Raw genomic sequence first — 18,011 nt, 5'->3', positions numbered from 1 at the left:
TCAAGGGTGGACAGTCGAATCAAGACAGGAGAGAGGAAGACCGGCATGGCCACAACCAGGGCCGACGCCCCGGCCCCCGCCCCGCGGGGGCTCAGCGGCGTCGTCGTCACCGAGACCCGGCTGGGCGACGTACGCGGACGCGAGGGCTTCTACCACTACCGCCAGTACTCCGCGGTGGACCTCGCCCGCGAGCGCACCTTCGAGGACGTCTGGCACCTGATGTTCGAGGGCGGACTGCCGGACGCCGCCCAGCGCGCCGCGTTCACCGCGCGCACCGCCGCGCTGCGCCACCTGCCGCCCGCCCTGCGCGACGCGCTGCCGGGCATCGCCCGCTCGTCCCTGCTCGCGGGCCCCCTCGCGGGGCTGCGCACCGCGCTCTCCCAGGCCGGGGCGGCGGCCGACTTCCGGCCGCTGTACGACCTGACGCCGGCGCAGCGCCGCGAGAACGCGCTCGCGGCGTGCGCGATGGTGCCCACGCTGCTGACGGCGCTGCACCGCATCGGGCAGGGGCAGGAGCCCGTCGAGCCGCGTGACGACCTGCCGTACGCCGCGAACTACCTGTACATGCTCACCGGCGAGGAGCCCGACCCCGCCCGCGCACGGGCGATAGAGGCGTACCTGATCTCCACCGTCGACCACGGCTTCAACGCCTCGACGTTCACCGCCCGCACGATCGCCTCCACCGGCGCGGACCTGGCGGCGTGCCTCGTCGGCGCGGTCGGCGCGCTGTCCGGGCCGCTGCACGGCGGGGCGCCGAGCCGGGCGCTGGACGCGCTCGACGCGATCGGTACGCCGGACCGCATCGACCCGTGGATCCGCGAACGGGTGCTGGCGGGCGAGCGGATCATGGGCTTCGGCCACGCCGTCTACCGCACGGAGGACCCGCGTTCGCGGCTGCTGCGCGGGTTCGCGGAGTCGTTCGGGGGGCCGCTGGCGGAGTTCGCGGTCGAGGTGGAGCGGCGGGTGGTGGAGATACTCGCGGAGCTGAAGCCGGGGCGGGAGCTGCACACGAACGTGGAGTTCTACGCGGGCGTGGTGATGGAGCAGTGCGGGCTGCCGCGGGAGATGTTCACGCCGACGTTCGCGTCGGCGCGGGTGGTGGGCTGGAGCGCGAACGTCCTGGAGCAGGCGGAGGACTCGAAGATCATCCGCCCCGCGGCGCGCTACGTGGGCCCGCCCCCACCGCAGCCGATCCCGCGGGCGGCCTGAACACCGGGCCCCGCGCCCGTGCGGGCCGCACGCCGCAGGCGGCGGCGGGGCCCGCCTGCGGCGAGGGCGGCACCCCGGAATCCCGGGTCAGGCGTCCTCCAGGACCGTGGCCAGCGCCGACGCCGGGTCCGGGGCCGAAGGGCCCGCCGGGGTCCAGGTGGTGCCCTCCTTGCGGTACGGCCACCAGCGGCCGTCGGGGCCGTAGCGGAGCTGGGCGCCCTTGCCCACCGCCGTCCAGCGGGTGCCCGTCGCGCGGAGGTCGGGCCGGGTACCCGGCTCCCAGGCGGCGGCCAGCTGGTCGGTGGCGCGGGCCAGCGCCGCCGGGTCCGGGGTCCAGTCCTCCTCCAGCACCGCGAGGCCCGCGGCGCCGCCGTCGCGCCAGGCCCGTACCGCACGCTCCATCCCGCCCCGGTCCCGTCCGCTGCCCCGGGCCAGCCGCACGGCGATCCGCGCCGCCACGCCGCCCCCGTCCGCATACGGACCGCCGCCCGGCCCCGGCGGCCCCACCGCCGACGCCGACGCCGCCATCCGCACCGCGTCCTGCGACACCGTCAGCTCCCGCGGCAGCGGCGCCCGCGCGTGGTCCGGCGCCAGGGCGTCGGCCAGCAGCCTGCGGGCCCGTACCGCCGTGTCCGCCACCAGGTACTCCAGCGCCGCCACGTCCAGCCCCGGTGCCGGATCCGCGCCGCCGGTGAGCACCGGGGGCGTACCCGGCTCGGAGACGGGGCCCGGCGGAGGGGGCAGCGGCGGCAGCGACGCCGCCCTCGCGTACGCCTCCTCGGCGCGTACGCCCGGCCTCTCCGCGGAGTCCGCGTCCGCCGCGGAACCCCGTGACGCGCTCCGCTCCTGGAGGTCCGCCAGCAGCCTCGACTCGCCCCGCCCGCGCATCAGCAGCAGTACGAACGGATCCGCGTCCAGCAGCCGCGCCACCAGGTAGCTCAGCGCCGCCGTGTGCTCGCAGTGGTCCCACTCCCCGCAGCCGCACTCCGGCTGCAGGTCACCGATCCCGGGCAGCAGCGACACCCCCGCCGCCGCCGCGTCCTCGTCCAGCTCCGGCGGCATGTCCCGGTCCAGCAGCGCCGCGATGTGCCCCGCGCGGTCGGCGATCGTGTCGAGCAGCCGCTCCCAGTCGGCGTCGTCGAGCTGCTGCACGAGCACGTCCGTGCGGTACGGCGTGCGGTCCGCGCCCAGCACCCGCGCCGTGAGCCGCCCCGGCCGCACCGCGACCGCGCCCACCGCGCCCGCGCGCGCGTGCTTGCGTCCGCGGCGCAGCAGCGTGGCGTCCAGCACGGTGTCCTCCAGCGCCTTCTGCCAGGCCCGCCCCCACCACGTGTGCGCGAACCCGCGGCCCTGGCTCGGCGGCAGCGCCTCGAAGGTCATCTCCTCCTGCTCGGTCATCACTCGCCCCCTCGCGGCCCGGCCAGCCGGACCAGCTCCGCCAGTTGCTCGTCGGACAGTTCGGTGATCGCCGCCTCGCCGCCGCCGAGGACGGCGTCCGCGAGGCCCTGCTTGTGCTGGAGCATCCGCGCGATGCGGTCCTCGATCGTGCCCTCGGCGATCAGCCTGTGGACCTGCACGGGCTGCGTCTGCCCGATGCGGTACGCGCGGTCGGTGGCCTGCGCCTCGACGGCGGGGTTCCACCAGCGGTCGTAGTGCACGACGTGGCCGGCGCGGGTGAGGTTCAGGCCGGTGCCGGCGGCCTTCAGCGAGAGCAGGAAGACCGGCACCTCGCCGTCCTGGAAGCGCCGTACCAGCTCCTCGCGCTCCGGCACCGGCGTGCCGCCGTGCAGCAGTTGGGCCGGGACGCCGCGCGCCGCGAGGTGCGCCTGGAGCAGCCGGGCCATCTGCACGTACTGCGTGAAGACCAGCGCGCTGCCGTCCTCGGCGAGGATCACCTCGAGCAGCTCGTCGAGGAGTTCGAGCTTCCCCGAGCGGCCGGGGATGCGCGGACTGTCCTCCTTCAGATACTGCGCGGGGTGGTTGCAGATCTGCTTCAGCGCGGTCATCAGCTTGAGGATCAGCCCGCGCCTGGCCATGGCGTCCGCCTCGGCGATCGCCGCGAGCGTCTCGCGCACCACCGCCTCGTACAGCCCGGCCTGTTCCGCGGTCAGCGCCACCGCCCGGTCCGTCTCGGTCTTGCGGGGCAGCTCCGGCGCGATGCCCGGGTCGGACTTGCGGCGGCGCAGCAGGAAGGGGCGGACGAGGCGGGCCAGCCGCTCGGCGTCGGTGTGCGCGCCGGATTCGGCGGCGTCCGCGTAGCGCGTACGGAACCGCCGCAGCGGGCCCAGCAGTCCGGGGGTGGTCCAGTCGAGGATCGCCCACAGCTCGGAGAGGTTGTTCTCCACCGGCGTGCCGGTCAGTGCGACGCGCGCCTTGGAGGGGATGGTGCGCAGCGCCCTGGCGGTCGCGGAGAAGGGGTTCTTGACGTGCTGCGCCTCGTCGGCGACGACGAGCGACCAGCCCGCCGCCGCCAGCCGCTCGGCGTCGAGCCGCATCGTCCCGTACGTCGTGAGCACGAACTCGCCGTCCGCCAGCGCTTCCAGCGACCGGCCGCCGCCGTGGAAGCGGCGCACCGGCGTGCCGGGCGCGAAGCGCTCGATCTCCCGCTGCCAGTTGCCCAGCAGCGAGGCGGGGCAGACCACCAGCGTCGGGCCCGCGGTCTCGTCGTACTCCTGCCGGTCGAGGTGCAGCGAGATGAGCGTGATGGTCTTGCCCAGGCCCATGTCGTCCGCGAGGCAGCCGCCGAGGCCGAGGGAGGTCATGCGGCGCAGCCACCCGAGTCCGCGCAGCTGGTAGTCGCGCAGGGTCGCGGCGAGGGCCGCGGGAGGGGCGGTCGGCTCGCTCTGCTCCTCGGGGTCCGCGATGCGCTTGCGCAGCGTGTCGAGCCAGCCGCTCGCCGCGACCTCGACGCGCCCGCCCGGCACGGCCGGGTCGTCGATCTCGCCGGTGAGCGCGGCGCCGAGGGCGTCGACGGGGGTCAGGTCGGCGTCCTTGCGGTCCAGCGCGCGGCGTACGGACTCGGGGTCGACCAGCACCCAGCGGTCGCGCAGCCGCACCACCGGGCGGGCGGCCTCGGCCAGCCGGTCCAGCTCGGCGCGGGTCAGCTCCACGTCGCCGACCGCGTAGCGCCAGCCGAACGCGACGAGGGCGTCGGCCGACAGGTAGGACGGGCCGGGGCGGCGGCCGTCCGGGTCGTCGGCGGGGCCGACGACGGCGCGGGCGGTGAGGTGGCGGGTCAGGTCACGGGGCCAGTGGATCTCGACGCCGGCCGCGGCCAGGTCGCGGGCGCCGGGGCCGAGGAGCGCGGCGAGGTCGTCGTCGCCCAGGTCGACGGCGTCGGGCACGGCGGCCGACAGCAGCGGGGAGAGCGCGTCCCAGGCGTGGGCGGCGCGGCGCAGGGTGAGCAGGGCCTGCATCCGGGCGCCGGGGCCGAAGTGCGCCGCCGTGCCGGCCCAGACGTCGGCGGCGTCGGCGAGGAGGGTGGGGTCCGCGGTGCCGTGCAGCTGGACGACGGCGCGGAAGGCCGGGCGGTCGCCGGTGGTGTCCATGTCGACGCGCAGCGAGACGCGTACGCCCGCGTCGTGCCCGGCGGCGACGTCGTCGGCCCAGGCGCGCTGCTCCGGGACGTGCTCCGGCTCGGGTGCGGCGAAGGCCCGGCCGCCGGTGGCGAGGACGGCGGCGGGGGAGCGGGGCAGGCCGTCGGCGACGGCGTCGAGGAAGGTGCGCAGCAGGTGCTCGGGGTCGGGGAGGAGCACGCCGGGGCGGCGGCCGTCCGGGGCGCCGGCGCGGGCCGGCTCCTCCGGGCCGCCGTCCGCCGGCTGCGGCGCGGCATGGGCCGCCGGCGGCATCGCCGCGGCCAGCTCGCGCAGCTGCCGTACGTCGTCCTCGCCCAGCGGGCCGCAGCGCCAGGCGTCGTAGGCGCCCGTGCTCAGCCCGGGCAGCAGCTTGCCGCGCGCGGCGAGGCGCAGCGCCAGCAGCGCGGCGGTGCCCCAGAAGACGGCGGCGGGGTGCACGCCGTGCGCGCCGGCGGCGTGCGCCGCTCGCGCGCGGGTGAGCACGGGCACGGCGTCCGCGGCGGGCAGCAGCAGCGCCGGCACGTCCCGGACGCCGCCGCCGGGGTCGGCGACGGTCAGTTCCGCGGGGGTGCCGCGGGAGTGGTCGGGCGGCCCGGCGGCGGGGGCGTCGTCCGAGGTCGGGAGCCAGAAGGCCATCCGGCCCGCACGGGCGGGTTCGGCGGGGAGGAACAGGGCGGCGCAGTGGGAGAGCGGGGGAAGGGCGGTCACGTACGGACGCACTCCTCAAGTTTGACTACCGGGCGGTCGAGGGTACCTCAGACGGTGCCGAACCGGACGCCGAGGGGGAGTGATCAACTTCACTTTTCCGCGTGCGGGGTGGCGGGGGGTGTATCTGGCACTACCTTGTGCCGGGTGGATTGCACCCGGGTGGTCCGGGTGCTGACGTCACCGCGCCGAGCTGTCCGGTTCCGTAGCGTCGAGGTCCTCGCACCGAGAGACCGGAGGCGCCATGCCGCAGGCCGCTGTCACGCCGACCGCCAAGGGGTCGGCCACCGCCAGGAGTTCGGAGTTCACGCCGCTGCTGCGGGAGGTGAAGGCCGCCGGGCTGCTGCGCCGGCGGCGCGGCTGGTACGGGTTCAGCATCGCGATCACGCTGCTGGCGCTGGCCGCCACCGGCGTCGGCATCCACCTCCTGGGCAACACCTGGTGGACCCTCTTCCTCGCGGTGCCGGCCGCGGTCTTCACCACCCGTACCGCCTTCATCGGGCACGACTCCGGTCACGCGCAGATAGCCGGGACCCGCAAGGCCAACCGGGCGCTCGGGCTCTTCCACGGCAACCTGCTGATCGGCATGAGCTACCACTGGTGGACCGACAAGCACAACCGCCACCACGCCAACCCCAACCACGTGGACAAGGACCCGGACGTCGGCGTCGGCGCGCTGGTGTGGACCCAGCGCCAGGCCGCGCAGCGCGAGGGCTTCGCCCGCTGGCTCACCCGCCACCAGGCCGCCCTGTTCTTCCCGATGCTGCTCCTGGAGGGCATTGCGCTGAAGGTCTCCAGCTGGCAGGACCTGCGCCGGCAGGACCCGGGCGAGCGCCGCCTCGAAGCGGTCCTCCTCGGCGCCCACGTGATCGGCTACGCGACCCTGCTGCTGACCGCCATGTCGCCCGGCAAGGCGGTGGTCTTCGCGCTGGTGCAGCACGCGGTCTTCGGCCTGCACCTGGGGATGTGCTTCGCGCCCAACCACAAGGGCATGGAGATGCCCGAGGCCGGCGACGACGACTGGGGCCACCTGCGCCGCCAGGTGCTCACCTCCCGCAACGTGCGCGGCGGCGCCGTCACCGACTGGCTGATGGGCGGCCTGAACTACCAGATCGAGCACCACCTCTTCCCCAACATGCCCCGCCCCCACCTGCGCCGTGTCCAGCCGCTGGTGCGCGCGCACTGCGCTTCGCTCGGGCTGCCGTACGCGCAGACCAGCGCCGTCGAGTCGTACCGGCTGGCGCTGGAGCACATGCACGAGGTCGGCGAGCCGCTGCGCACCCCTGCCGCCCCGTAGGGGCGCGCTGCCGCCGCCCGCGGCCGGGCGCACCCCCGCCGTCCCGTGAGCGGGTGCGCCCCTCGCGTCCCGTAAAGGACGCCCGTCCCGTAATGGGTCCCTCATCCACATGTATGACGCCCTCCGGCTCCGGTCATGGGATAAAGGAACCGGGGGAGCGGCGCAGCCGTTCCCCAGTCGAGGGCGGTGTGCCGCCGCTGTAGGAGGCAGGAAGATGTCGAATCGAGGGAAAGTCGCGGCCGGCGGGGTGGCGGTCGGCTTGCTGCTGTGGTGGTTGACCTCGTTCTGGATCGCCGTGCTGGTGATAGTCGGTGTGCCGGTGGCCGCGTACCTGGCGCTCGACCCCGGGCAGCGCCGCAGGCTCAAGAGGGTGACCCGCAAGGAACTCGGCCGCTGAGCGTGCGCCCCCTTTGCGGAGGCACGCGACCGCGAGGCACATGTCACCACCAATGTGACAGGGATGTGCCTCTTTAGGTGCTGCCTGATCGGTCGAGGGCATGACTCTGTCAAATTCAGTCAGGTTTGGCATGCGCCCCGGTCGTGCGCCCCCAACCGGACTAGCGTCCCTGAGACATGGGACACCTCGACCACGCAGCCTACGGGTGGCTGACACCCGTCCTCTCGTACGCGATGGCGTGCTTCGGCGCCGCGCTCGGGCTGCGCTGCACCGACCAGGCGCTGGCGGCCCCCACCGCCCGCTCCCGGCGCAACTGGCTCCTCACCGGCGCGTCCGCCATCGGGACCGGCATCTGGACGATGCACTTCATCGCCATGCTGGGCTTCAGCGTCAGCGGCACCGAGATCCGCTACGACATCCCCCGCACCGTCCTCAGCCTCGTGGTCGCCATGGCCGTCGCCGGAGCCGGCGCCTTCGCGCTCGGCTCCGAACGCGCCCGCGGCGTCTCGATGCTGATCGCCGGCCTCGCCACCGGTCTCGGCGTGGCCGCGATGCACTACATCGGGATGACCGCCGTACGCCTGCACGGGTCGATCGCCTACGACCTCCCGGCAGTCGCACTCTCCATCCTGATCGCGGTGGCCACGGCCACCGCCGCGCTGTGGGCCGCGCTCAACATCCGCTCCCCGCTCGCCGTGGGCCTCGCCTCCCTCTGCATGGGGGCGGCGATCACGAGCATGCACTACACCGGGATGGCGGCCGTGTCCGTGACCGTCACACCCTCGCCCGAGGCCCTGGCCGGGGCCACCGCCACGCAGTTCATCTTCCCACTGACCGTGGGACTCGGCTCGTACCTCTTCCTCACCTCGGCGTTCATCGCGCTCACGCCGAGCGCCGCGGAACGCGCCGCCACCGTCTCCGCCCAGAGCCTGACCCGAGCGCCCGGCGCGGCCTAGCAGGCCGCGCCGCGCCCGCACACCGGCCGGACGGACCCCGCGGGGCGGGCCGGTCCCCGCAAACCGATATGAGGTGGCCATGCGAACCCCGGACAGCAACCCGCCGAGCGGCCCGTCCGGTACGGCGGGCGGGGCGGTGCCGCCGGTGCCAGGACCCGTGCCCGCGCCGTTACGCGGCAGACGGGCGCACGCGGGGCCGCCCGCCGACGAGCCCGCGCCGCCACCGGGGCCGAGCGCCTGGGAGCGCACGCACCTGCCGGACGGGCCGGACGGGCCTGACGGATCGGGCGCGCCGGGTGCGGAGAGCGCCGGGGAGCAGGGGAGATCCGGCGGTTCGGGCACGGGGGAGGCACAGAGCACGCCGGCGTCCGGCCATCGCGGGCGGCGCCGGAGGTTCGGGCCCCGTACCGTGCGCGCGAGGGTCATCTGCCTGCTGACCGTGCCGGTCGTCTCCCTGATCGCGCTGTGGGGCCACGCCACCGTCGGCACCGCGCAGGACGTCTCCCGGCTCCGCCAGATCGAACAGGTCGAGACCGAGGTGCGGCAGCCGCTCGCCGCCGCCGTCGCGGCCCTCCAGGACGAACGGCGCGCCGCCGCCGGATATCTCGCAGGGCCCGGCGACGACCGCCGCGGCGCCTACGGCGCGGCGACCGTCCGCACCGACCGGGCCGTCGACCGGCTGCGGCTCGACGGCGGCCACACCGTCGCCGAGGGCGCCGACCTGCCCCGGGACGTCACCCGGCGGCTCGACGGGTTCGTCTCGGGCACGGAGTCGCTGCGCCGGCTGCGCACCGAGGTCGAGGCGCGTACGACGGGATGGTCGCGGACGTACGAGGAGTACACCGCGGCCGTCGGCCGCGCCTTCGACGTCTCCGGCGCGCTGACGGGGATCCAGGGCGCCGAGGCGGCGTCCGAGGCCCGGGTGCTGCTGGAGTTCGGCCGGGCCGGCGAGATGCTCGCCCGCGAGGACGCCCTGCTGGCCGCGGGGCAGCTCCGCGGCTCCCTCAGCGCCGCGCACCACCGCGCCTTCGCCGACGCGGCGTCCGCCCGCGCGATCCTGGAGCAGGGCTCCGCCGCCGACCTCGGTGGCGGCGAGGCGGAGGTCTGGCGGCAGGCGAGCACGAGCGAGGCGTACCGCGAACTCGGCGAGCTGGAGGAGGCCGTGGCCGCCGCGGACTCCGGCACCGCCGCCGTCGCCGCCGCCCCCGCGCAGGCGTGGGACGGCCCGTACGAGGACGTGGCCGGAGCCATCCGCGAGGTCGGCCGGGAGCACGCCGCGGCCGCCGCGGCCACCGACCCCTTCGCCGACGGCGTGCTCACCCCCTCCGGCGCGGCGGCGATCCTGGGCCTGGCGGCCGTGGCCGCGGCGCTCCTCATCTCCGTACGGATAGGCCGCGGGCTGATCGTCGAACTCGTCGGTCTGCGCAACTCCGCGCTCGAACTCGCCCGCCGCAAGCTGCCGCACGCCATGCGCAGGCTGCGCGCCGGACAGGAGATCGACATCGCCGGCGAGGCGCCCAGGGGCGACCCCGGCGACGACGAGATGGCGCAGGTCGGCGAGGCACTGACCACCGTGCACCGGGCGGCGCTGCGCGCCGCCGTCGAACGGGCCGAGCTGGCCAGCGGCATCTCCGGGGTGTTCGTCAACCTCGCCCGCCGCAGCCAGGTCCTCGTCCACCGCCAACTCGCCCTGCTGGACAGCATGGAGCGGCGCGCCGAGGACCCCGAGGAACTGGACGACCTCTTCCGGCTCGACCACCTCACCACCCGCATGCGGCGGCACGCCGAGAGCCTGATCATCCTCTCCGGCGCGGCTCCCGGCCGGGCCTGGCGGATGCCGGTGCCGCTGCAGAGCGTGGTGCGGGCCGCCGTCTCGGAGGTGGAGGACTACGCGCGCGTGGAGGTGCGGGCGCTGTCGGACGTGGCCGTGGTGGGCGCGGCCGTGGCCGACCTGACGCATCTGCTGGCGGAACTGGTCGAGAACGCCGCGCAGTTCTCGCCGCCGCACACCAAGGTGCGGGTGTACGGCGAGCAGGTCGGCAACGGCTATGCGATCGAGGTCGAGGACCGCGGCCTCGGCATGGGCAAGGAGGCGCTGGCGGCCGCGAACCTGCGGATCCGGCAGTCGGAGGCGCTGGACCTCTTCGACAGCGACCGGCTGGGGCTCTTCGTCGTGAGCCGGCTGGCGGCGCGGCACGGGATCCAGGTCAGCCTGCGGGATTCGGCGTACGGGGGGACGACGGTGGTGGTGCTGCTGCCCACCGCGCTGCTGGAGGCGGCGGTGGAGGGGGCGTTGGACCCGGGGGCCGGGACGCGGGGCGGGGCGGCGCGGCCGTTCCCCGGCGGGCCGGTTGCCGGGCTGCCGGGCGGGGCGAAGGTTCCGGGGCTGCCGCCGGGCCGGGCCGGGGCGCCGGCGCGCACCGGCGCGGACGGGGGCGGCTCCGGTGCGCGCGGCGCCCACGGCGCACTGAAGGGGGCGCGGGTCACGGAGAACGGGCTGCCGGAGCGGCGGGCCGGGCGGGCGCTGCCGGGGCCGTGGAGCACCGGGCCCGGGCCGGGGCGACCGGCCGTCGGGCCGGTGGGGGAGCGGCCGGTGCTGGCGTCGCGGGAGGACGTGGTCCTGCTGCGGGCCCGGCTCGGCGCGGACCCGGCGGACGGCGCGGACGGGCTGGAAGGCGCTGAAGGACTGGACGGGGCCGACGGCCCGGACGGCCGCGCGGCGGTCCCGGACGAGGAGGCGGGCGGCGGCGGGGCCGGCGGCCGGACCGGGGCGTACGCCGGGCGCGCCGGGCAGGAGGCGGCTGCCGTCCAGTCGCCCGGGGACGTCACGGAGCTGCCCAGGCGCGTACGGCAGGCGAGCATGGCACCGCAGTTGAGGCTGGAGCCGGATTCCGCCGACGGCGGCACGGACGCCCCGGGCCGCGCGGACGGCGGCGCGGACACCGGCAGCGGGGACACCGCAGCGCGCCGCCCCGGTGCCGCGGGCATCCCCGCACCGCGGGAGCGCACGCCGGAGGAGGCGCGCGCACGCATGGCCGCGTACCGCAGCGGCTGGTTACGCGGGGGCGGCCTCCCCGCGGGCCGCCCGCACGGCGGTGAACCCGGTGGCGAGCGCCGGGAGCCGGACGAGACCGCGCACACGCCGAGGGAAGGAGACCGCTCATGATCGAGCCGGACACCGTGCACACGAAGAGATCCGGAGGACTCGACTGGCTGCTGGACGACCTCGTCAGGCGCGTCGCCGACGTGCACCACGCCGTGGTGCTCTCCGGTGACGGCCTCGCGGTCGGCCACTCCAGGACCCTCTCGCGCGAGGACGCCGAGCACCTGGCGGCGGTCGCGTCCGGCTTCCACAGTCTCGCCAAGGGCGCCGGGCGGCACTTCCGCGCCGGCGGCGTACGGCAGACCATGGTCGAGATGGACGACGGCTTCCTCTTCGTGGCCGCGGCCGGGGACGGCTCCTGTCTTGCCGTCCTCAGCGCCGCGACCGCGGACATGGGCCTCGTCGCGTACGAGATGGCCCGCCTGGTCACACGGGTGGGCGAACACCTATACACCGCTCCGCGAACGGCCGCAGCGAAGCCGCGGAATCCGGGCTGAGCAAGGCGGTGACACGTTATGACTGAAGATATGAGTGGCACCCCTCCGCACCACGGCAGTCACTGGTACGACGCCGAGGCCGGCCCGCTGGTCCGCCCTTACGCGATGACCGGCGGCCGGACCCGGCCGGTGACGACCACGGTACGGTTCGACCTCATCGCGCTCATCGACCTGGAGGAAGAGGCGCTCGAGGCGGCGGGGAAGGAGGCCGAGGCGTTCGGACCCGAGCACCGGGCGCTCGTCGACCTCTGCCGGATCGAGACCCAGTCCGTCGCGGAACTGGCGGCGGAGACCGATCTGCCGGTAGGGGTGGTACGGGTACTCCTCGGCGACCTGGTCGAACTCGGCTGCGTACGGGTCAGCAGGCCCGTACCGCCGGCGCAGCTTCCCGACGAGAAGATCCTGAGAGAAGTGATCGATGGACTCCGCGCCCTCTGACCGCAGGGTCGACGACGCGCTGGCGCTGAAGATCCTCATCGCCGGCGGCTTCGGGGTGGGCAAGACCACTCTGGTCGGCTCCGTCAGCGAGATCCGTCCGCTGCGCACCGAGGAGCAGTTGAGCGAGGTCGGCACCGCCGTCGACGACACGGGCGGTGTGGACGAGAAGACCACGACCACCGTGGCGATGGACTTCGGCAGGATCACGATCCGCGCCGGGCTCGCGGTCTACCTGTTCGGCACGCCCGGTCAGGACCGCTTCTGGTTCCTCTGGGACGAGCTGGCCACCGGCGCGCTGGGCGCGGTGGTGCTGGCCGACACGCGCAGGCTGCAGGACTGCTTCCCCGCGGTGGACTACTTCGAGCACCGCAGCATCCCGTTCATCGTCGCCGTGAACTGCTTTCCCGAGTCGCGCAGTTACGGCGCCCACGAGGTCGCCCGCGCGCTCGACCTCGACCAGGGCACCCCCGTCGTGCTGTGCGACGCCCGCGACCGCGACTCGGGGAAGGAGGTGCTGATCAGGCTGGTCGAGTACGCGGGTCGGGTGCATACGGCCCGGCTGCTCGACCCGGTCGGCACCGAGCCGGTGGGGTGAGCGCGGCACCGCCGCGGGCCCGGCCGGGCGGCGGGCGTCACTCGGCGACGCGGGCCTCGGAGACCACCTTCTCGATGGCGACGCGGACGAGGAGTTCGCCCCGGACGGCGTTGCGCGCGCCGTAGGTCTCGGCGAGGTCCTTCCCGACGTAGCGGGAGGCGATGACCGTGGCCCAGTGGCGCATCGCGTCCAGGTCGTCGCTGAGCCGGGCGCGGCCCGACAGCACGGCGAACGAGTAGGGCATGCGCTCGTCGTCGACGCACAGGGTGGCGCGGCCGTCGCGTGCGAGGTTGCGGCCCTTGACGGTGTTCTCGCCGGTGTTGAAGACGAACTCGTCGCCGTCGAGCACGAACCAGATGGGAGCCAGGTGGGGGCTGCCGTCGGCGCGGACGGTGGCCAGCTTGCCGGTGCGGGTGCCTGCGGAGACGAAGGTGCGCCACTCTTCGTCGGTCATCTTCTCGCCCATGGGAGCACGTTATCCACAGGGGGAGGCGGGGCGGGGAGCGACGCGCTAAGGTCGTCACTGAGAGTAATCGAGATGGGGCTCTTCGAGCGACGACGGGGGAGACGGCCATGGTGGTACGGACCGATGCGGGCACGGGTGCGCGGACAGGTGCGCGGACGGCGGGCGCGGCCGGCGAGCGGGCGGAGCCGCTGCCGTTCGGCCGGGCGGCGGCGGAGCTGGGGCTGCTGCCGCGGGAGTTGGAGCTGGCTGTGCAGCTCGGGCTGGTGCTGACGGAGCCGCCGCAGCGGGCCGGCGGGCGGCGCAGGGTGGCGCGGGCCGAGGTGGCGCGGCTGCGCGCGGAGGACGCGGAGGCCGGTGCCGGGAGCGCCGGGGCGGGCGCGTCGGCTGCGCTGCGTGAGCGGCTGCGGCTGGTGGGGACGGTCGCGGGGGCGGAGGAGCTGGGCGTCTCGCCCGTCCGCTTCACCCGGCTGGCGCGCGCGGGGTGCTTCGCGCCTGCCCGGTTCTATGTGAACCGGTATCGCGTCGTGGTATGGCTCTATCTCGCCACGGAGGTGGAGCAGTTCGGGGACCGCGAGCCGGGGCTGCTGCGCGGCCCGCTGCCGCCCGCGATGCGGGTGGAGCTGGCCGAGGGGACGGACGTGCGGGCCCGCGGCTGGCGGCAGCGGCGGGTGGAGCAGCTTCTCGCGGAGCGGGTGGACCCGTGGGAGCGGGCGGGCGCGTATGCGGCGGTGCTGAGCGACGCGGCGCTGGCGGAGGAGGTGCCCGACGCCGGTGAGCGGGCGCGCGTCGTGGAGCACCGGGCGGAGCTGGTCGCGCCGGCCCTCGGGGGCAGCGAGTCGGCCCGCCGGGTGGTGGAGGGCGTGCTGCTGGCGGAGTCCGACGCGGAAGCACTGGGCTTCCGGCTGGGCCTGGCCGTGGAGCTCCAGGCGGCGCGCTCCGAGTACGCGACCCCGCTCCCGGTTCCTGCGGCCCTGCTCACGGCTCCGGCGCCGCCGCCCGGCGGCGCTCCGCCGGCGCGCCCGGCGGGAGGGACCCGATCGCGGCGCGGCAGCCTCAACTGGCTGCGCCGGGGCCGCCGTCGGCGTACGGGCCTGCCGCGCTGACGGCGGCATGGCCCGACGACCGGCTCAGCCGCACCGCCCGCCGGCCGGTTTGCCCGCCCAGCCCGGCTGCCCGCTCAGCCGGACGCGCTCAGGGGGCCGACGCCGGTGACGCGGAGGACGGCGCGGCCCTCGGCATCGGAGGCCGTCAGGTCCACCTCGGCGGAGATGCCCCAGTCGTGGTCGCCCTCCGGGTCGGCGAAGGTCTGGCGGACGCGCCAGAGCGCGTGCTGCGGGTCCTCCTCGATCCGCAGCAGCCGCGGCCCGCGGGCGTCGGGACCGGTGCCGATGTCCTCGTACTCCTCCCAGTACGCGTCCAGGGCCTCGCCCCAGCGCTCCGCGTCCCAGCCGGACTCCTCGTCCAGCGCGCCCAGTCCGTCCGCGTCGTCGAGCGCCGCCAGCTCCACCCGGCGGAAGAGCGCGTTGCGCACGAGGACCCGGAAGGCGCGGGCGTTGGCCGTCACCGGGCGGACCTGGTCGGCGTGCTCCATGGCCTGCTCGGCGGTCTCCTCCGCCGGATTGGCCAGCTGCTCCCACTCGTCCAGCAGGCTGGAGTCGACCTGGCGGACCATCTCGCCGAGCCAGGCGACGATGTCCTCGAAGTCCTCGGACTTCCGCTCGTCCGGCACGGTGTGGTCCAGCGCCTTGTACGCGCTGGCGAGGTAGCGCAGCACGATGCCCTCGGTGCGGGCCAGTTCGTAGAGGGAGACGAACTCGCTGAAGGTCATCGCCCGTTCGTACATGTCCCGGATGACCGACTTGGGGGAGAGGGGGTGGTCGCCGACCCACGGGTGGCTCTTGCGGTACAGGCCGTAGGCGTGGGACAGCAGCTCCTCCAGCGGCTTGGGGTAGCCGACGTCCATCAGCCGCTCCATCCGCTCCTCGTACTCGACGCCGTCCGCCTTCATCTCCGCGACCGCCTCGCCGCGCGCCTTGTTCTGCTGGGCGGCGAGGATCTGCCGGGGGTCGTCGAGGGTGGACTCCACCACGGAGACCATGTCGAGCGCGTAGGACGGGGACTCGGGGTCGAGGAGGTCGAAGGCGGCCAGCGCGAAGGTGGACAGCGGCTGCTGGAGGGCGAAGTCCTGCTGCAGGTCGACGGTCAGACGCACGATGCGGCCCTGCGCGTCCGGCTCGTCGAGCTGCTCCACCACGCCGCCGTCGAGGAGGGAGCGGTAGATCGCGATGGCGCGGCGGATGTGCCGGAGCTGCTTCCTGCGCGACTCGTGGTTGTCCTCCAGCAGCCGGCGCATGGCGGTGAAAGCGTTGCCCGGACGGGCGATGACCGACAGCAGCATGGCGTGGGTGACGCGGAAGCGGGAGGTGAGCGGTTCCGGATCGGCGGCGATGAGCTTCTCGAAGGTGTTCTGCGACCAGTTGACGAAGCCCTCGGGCGGCTTCTTGCGGACGACCTTGCGGCGCTTCTTCGGATCGTCGCCGGCCTTGGCGAGCGCCTTCTCGTTCTCCACCACGTGCTCCGGCGCCTGCGCCACCACCAGCCCGGAGGTGTCGAAGCCGGCCCGGCCGGCGCGCCCGGCGATCTGGTGGAACTCGCGGGCCCGCAGGGTGCGCACGCGGCTGCCGTCGTACTTGGTCAGCGCGGTGAACAGCACCGTGCGGATCGGGACGTTGACGCCGACGCCGAGGGTGTCGGTTCCGCAGATGACCTTCAGCAGCCCCGCCTGCGCCAGCTTCTCCACCAGCCGCCGGTACTTGGGCAGCATCCCGGCGTGGTGGACGCCGATGCCGTGCCGCACGTAGCGGGAGAGCTGCTGGCCGAACCGGGTGGTGAAGCGGAAGTTGCCGATGAGGGCGGCGATCTCGTCCTTCTCGGCGCGGGTGGACATGTTGATGCTCATCAGCGCCTGCGCCCGCTCCACCGCCTGCGCCTGGGTGAAGTGCACGATGTACACCGGCGCCTGCCGGTTCTCCAGCAGCTCCGTCAGCGTCTCGGTGAGCGGTGTGGTGCGGTACGCGTACGACAGCGGGACCGGCCTGGTCGCCGAGCGGACCACCGCGGTGGACTTGCCGGTGCGCCGGGTCAGGTCCTCCTCGAAGCGGGAGACGTCGCCGAGCGTCGCGGACATCAGCACGAACTGCGCCTGCGGCAGCTCCAGCAGCGGGATCTGCCAGGCCCAGCCGCGGTCCGGCTCGGCGTAGAAGTGGAACTCGTCCATCACCACCTGGCCGATGTCGGCGTCCTTCCCGTCGCGCAGCGCGATGGACGCCAGCACCTCGGCGGTGCAGCAGATGACGGGTGCGTCGGCGTTGACGGAGGCGTCGCCGGTGAGCATGCCGACGTTCTCCGTGCCGAAGATCTTGCACAGGTCGAAGAACTTCTCCGACACCAGGGCCTTGATGGGCGCGGTGTAGAACGAGACCTCGTCCCGGGCCAGGGCCGCGAAGTGCGCGCCTGCCGCGACCAGCGACTTCCCGGAGCCGGTGGGGGTGGACAGGATGACGTTCGAGCCGGAGACGACCTCGATCAGAGCTTCTTCCTGCGCCGGATAGAGGGAGATGCCCCGCTCCTCGGTCCAGGAGGAGAACGCCTCGAAGAGGTCGTCGGGGTCGGCGGTGGGCGGAATCTGATCGATGAGGGTCACCCGTCCATACTGCCCTCCGCCGCCCCCGAAGTGTGAACCCCCGGCACGTGTGAAGATCACCCGCGCTAGGCTGTGCCGCCGACGGACGGAACGGGTGGGGCCAACGGCCGTTCACCACACGGGCGGACGAGGGGTGGGGGAGCGTTCATGATGGGTCCAGCGCACTCGCTTTCGGGGGCGGCGGCGTGGCTGGGGGTGGGCGCCGCGGCCACCGCCGCGGGCCACGAGATGCCCTGGCCGGTGCTCGTCGTCGGCGCCCTCATCTGCGCGGGCGCGGCCCTCGCACCCGACCTCGACCACAAGTCCGCGACCATCTCCCGCGCCTTCGGCCCGCTGTCCCGCATGCTGTGCGAGGTCATCGACAAGCTCTCCGCCAGTGTCTACAAGGCGACGAAGAAGCGCGGCGACCCCCGCCGCTCCGGCGGCCACCGCACCCTGACGCACACCTGGCTGTGGGCGGTGCTGGTCGGCGCCGGGTTCTCCGCGCTCGCGGTGCTCGGCGGCCGGTGGGCGGTCCTCGGGATCCTCTTCGTCCACATGGTGCTGGCCATCGAGGGACTGCTGTGGCGGGCCGCCCGGGTCTCCAGCGACGTGCTGGTGTGGCTGCTCGGCGCCACCAGCGCCTGGATCCTCGCCGCCGTTCTCGACAAGCCGGGCAACGGCTCCGACTGGCTCTTCACCGACCCCGGCCAGGAGTACCTGTGGCTGGGCCTGCCCATCGTCCTCGGCGCCCTCGTCCACGACCTCGGCGACGCCCTCACCGTCTCCGGCTGCCCCGTCCTGTGGCCGATCCCGGTGGGTCGCCGGCGCTGGTACCCGATCGGCCCGCCCGGCTTCATGCGCTTTCGCGCCGGCAGCTGGATCGAGCTGAAAATACTGATGCCGGTCTTCATGCTGGCCGGCACCGCCGGCGGGCTCACCGCGATGGGCATCATCGGCTGACGACGCCCCGGCCGGGGTCACGGAAGGGTCCCGGCCGGGGCGCGAACGAGGGGCGGGGGGCCCGGCCCCGGGCCGGGCGCCCCCGCCCCCCCCCCCCGGGCCCCGCCCCCCCCCCCCGGGGGGGCGCC

At 74.8% G+C, this 18,011-nt stretch carries 14 protein-coding genes; 10 read left to right on the top strand and 4 right to left on the bottom strand.

Going from position 1 to position 18,011, the window contains the following annotated elements; all coding sequences use genetic code 11:
- Positions 1-45: 45 nt before the first annotated feature.
- Positions 46-1,209, top strand: coding sequence for a citrate synthase/methylcitrate synthase (locus LG396_RS32305; RefSeq protein WP_225797480.1), 1,164 nt, complete (start codon positions 46-48; stop codon positions 1,207-1,209).
- An 87-nt stretch (positions 1,210-1,296) separates the two neighbouring features.
- Here the strand turns inward: LG396_RS32305 and LG396_RS32300 are convergent, their stop codons facing one another.
- Positions 1,297-2,610, bottom strand: coding sequence for an SWIM zinc finger family protein (locus LG396_RS32300; RefSeq protein ID WP_225797479.1), 1,314 nt, complete (start codon positions 2,608-2,610; stop codon positions 1,297-1,299).
- Positions 2,607-5,492 (bottom strand): SCO1167/SCO6262 family helicase, encoded by a 2,886-nt coding sequence (locus LG396_RS32295; protein WP_225797478.1) that lies wholly within the window; start codon positions 5,490-5,492, stop codon positions 2,607-2,609. Before LG396_RS32295 ends, LG396_RS32300 begins: the two co-directional genes overlap by 4 nt.
- Positions 5,493-5,733: 241 nt before the next feature.
- Between LG396_RS32295 and LG396_RS32290 the strand changes: the two genes are divergently transcribed.
- The 7 genes from LG396_RS32290 to LG396_RS32260 all read left to right on the top strand — a co-directional run bounded on the left by LG396_RS32290 (position 5,734) and on the right by LG396_RS32260 (position 12,772).
- A complete protein-coding gene (locus tag LG396_RS32290) occupies positions 5,734-6,786 on the top strand; it encodes a fatty acid desaturase family protein (protein ID WP_100298222.1) in 1,053 nt (350 codons plus the stop codon).
- Between the two features lie 214 nt (positions 6,787-7,000).
- Entirely contained in the window at positions 7,001-7,183 is a 183-nt protein-coding gene (locus tag LG396_RS32285; protein ID WP_027746601.1) for a tail-anchor membrane protein, read from the top strand.
- A gap of 176 nt (positions 7,184-7,359) precedes the next feature.
- Positions 7,360-8,139 (top strand): MHYT domain-containing protein, encoded by a 780-nt coding sequence (locus tag LG396_RS32280; RefSeq protein ID WP_225797477.1) that lies wholly within the window; start codon positions 7,360-7,362, stop codon positions 8,137-8,139.
- 79 nt (positions 8,140-8,218) lie between these two features.
- The gene (locus LG396_RS32275; protein ID WP_372483604.1) at positions 8,219-11,305 is read left to right on the top strand and encodes a sensor histidine kinase; all 3,087 of its coding nucleotides are present in this window, start codon (positions 8,219-8,221) and stop codon (positions 11,303-11,305) included.
- The gene (locus LG396_RS32270) at positions 11,302-11,739 is read left to right on the top strand and encodes a roadblock/LC7 domain-containing protein (protein WP_018836248.1); all 438 of its coding nucleotides are present in this window, start codon (positions 11,302-11,304) and stop codon (positions 11,737-11,739) included. The genes LG396_RS32275 and LG396_RS32270 overlap by 4 nt, the downstream gene beginning before the upstream one ends.
- Positions 11,740-11,757: 18 nt before the next feature.
- Positions 11,758-12,177 carry a DUF742 domain-containing protein gene (locus tag LG396_RS32265; protein WP_026276229.1) on the top strand — a complete coding sequence of 140 codons (420 nt, stop codon included), beginning with the start codon at positions 11,758-11,760 and terminating at the stop codon, positions 12,175-12,177.
- Positions 12,158-12,772, top strand: a complete 615-nt coding sequence (locus LG396_RS32260; protein ID WP_018836250.1) for a GTP-binding protein — start codon at positions 12,158-12,160, stop codon at positions 12,770-12,772. Before LG396_RS32265 ends, LG396_RS32260 begins: the two co-directional genes overlap by 20 nt.
- Before the next feature lie 37 nt (positions 12,773-12,809).
- On the opposite strand, the gene LG396_RS32255 is transcribed toward LG396_RS32260, so the two are convergent.
- Positions 12,810-13,238: a PPOX class F420-dependent oxidoreductase gene (locus tag LG396_RS32255; protein WP_018836251.1), complete on the bottom strand. Its 429-nt coding sequence runs from the start codon at positions 13,236-13,238 to the stop codon at positions 12,810-12,812.
- A gap of 107 nt (positions 13,239-13,345) precedes the next feature.
- On the opposite strand from LG396_RS32255, the gene LG396_RS32250 reads away from it, so the two are divergent.
- Positions 13,346-14,341: a DUF6397 family protein gene (locus LG396_RS32250; protein ID WP_225797475.1), complete on the top strand. Its 996-nt coding sequence runs from the start codon at positions 13,346-13,348 to the stop codon at positions 14,339-14,341.
- Positions 14,342-14,415: 74 nt separating this feature from the next.
- On the opposite strand, the gene LG396_RS32245 is transcribed toward LG396_RS32250, so the two are convergent.
- On the bottom strand, positions 14,416-16,941 hold the full coding sequence (locus tag LG396_RS32245) for a DEAD/DEAH box helicase (protein ID WP_225797474.1): 2,526 nt from the start codon (positions 16,939-16,941) through the stop codon (positions 14,416-14,418).
- A 147-nt stretch (positions 16,942-17,088) separates the two neighbouring features.
- Between LG396_RS32245 and LG396_RS32240 the strand changes: the two genes are divergently transcribed.
- Positions 17,089-17,883, top strand: coding sequence for a metal-dependent hydrolase (locus tag LG396_RS32240; RefSeq protein WP_037741789.1), 795 nt, complete (start codon positions 17,089-17,091; stop codon positions 17,881-17,883).
- Positions 17,884-18,011 lie beyond the last annotated feature (128 nt).

The sequence above is a fragment of the Streptomyces aculeolatus genome (genome assembly GCF_020400605.1).
In the GTDB taxonomy this organism is placed as follows: domain Bacteria; phylum Actinomycetota; class Actinomycetes; order Streptomycetales; family Streptomycetaceae; genus Streptomyces; species Streptomyces aculeolatus.
The sequence above is the reverse complement of the archived record's forward strand: the minus strand, read 5'-3'. Positions and strand labels throughout refer to the sequence as shown.

Bases quoted from the DNA above. Each gene is read 5' to 3' on its own strand.
- LG396_RS32305 (WP_225797480.1), top strand. From the start codon at position 46: ATGGCCACAACCAGGGCCGACGCCCCGGCCCCCGCCCCGCGGGGGCTC.
- LG396_RS32290 (WP_100298222.1), top strand. From the start codon at position 5,734: ATGCCGCAGGCCGCTGTCACGCCGACCGCCAAGGGGTCGGCCACCGCC.
- LG396_RS32285 (WP_027746601.1), top strand. From the start codon at position 7,001: ATGTCGAATCGAGGGAAAGTCGCGGCCGGCGGGGTGGCGGTCGGCTTG.
- LG396_RS32280 (WP_225797477.1), top strand. From the start codon at position 7,360: ATGGGACACCTCGACCACGCAGCCTACGGGTGGCTGACACCCGTCCTC.
- LG396_RS32275 (WP_372483604.1), top strand. From the start codon at position 8,219: ATGCGAACCCCGGACAGCAACCCGCCGAGCGGCCCGTCCGGTACGGCG.
- LG396_RS32270 (WP_018836248.1), top strand. From the start codon at position 11,302: ATGATCGAGCCGGACACCGTGCACACGAAGAGATCCGGAGGACTCGAC.
- LG396_RS32265 (WP_026276229.1), top strand. From the start codon at position 11,758: ATGACTGAAGATATGAGTGGCACCCCTCCGCACCACGGCAGTCACTGG.
- LG396_RS32260 (WP_018836250.1), top strand. From the start codon at position 12,158: ATGGACTCCGCGCCCTCTGACCGCAGGGTCGACGACGCGCTGGCGCTG.
- LG396_RS32255 (WP_018836251.1), bottom strand. From the start codon at position 13,238: ATGGGCGAGAAGATGACCGACGAAGAGTGGCGCACCTTCGTCTCCGCA.
- LG396_RS32250 (WP_225797475.1), top strand. From the start codon at position 13,346: ATGGTGGTACGGACCGATGCGGGCACGGGTGCGCGGACAGGTGCGCGG.
- LG396_RS32240 (WP_037741789.1), top strand. From the start codon at position 17,089: ATGATGGGTCCAGCGCACTCGCTTTCGGGGGCGGCGGCGTGGCTGGGG.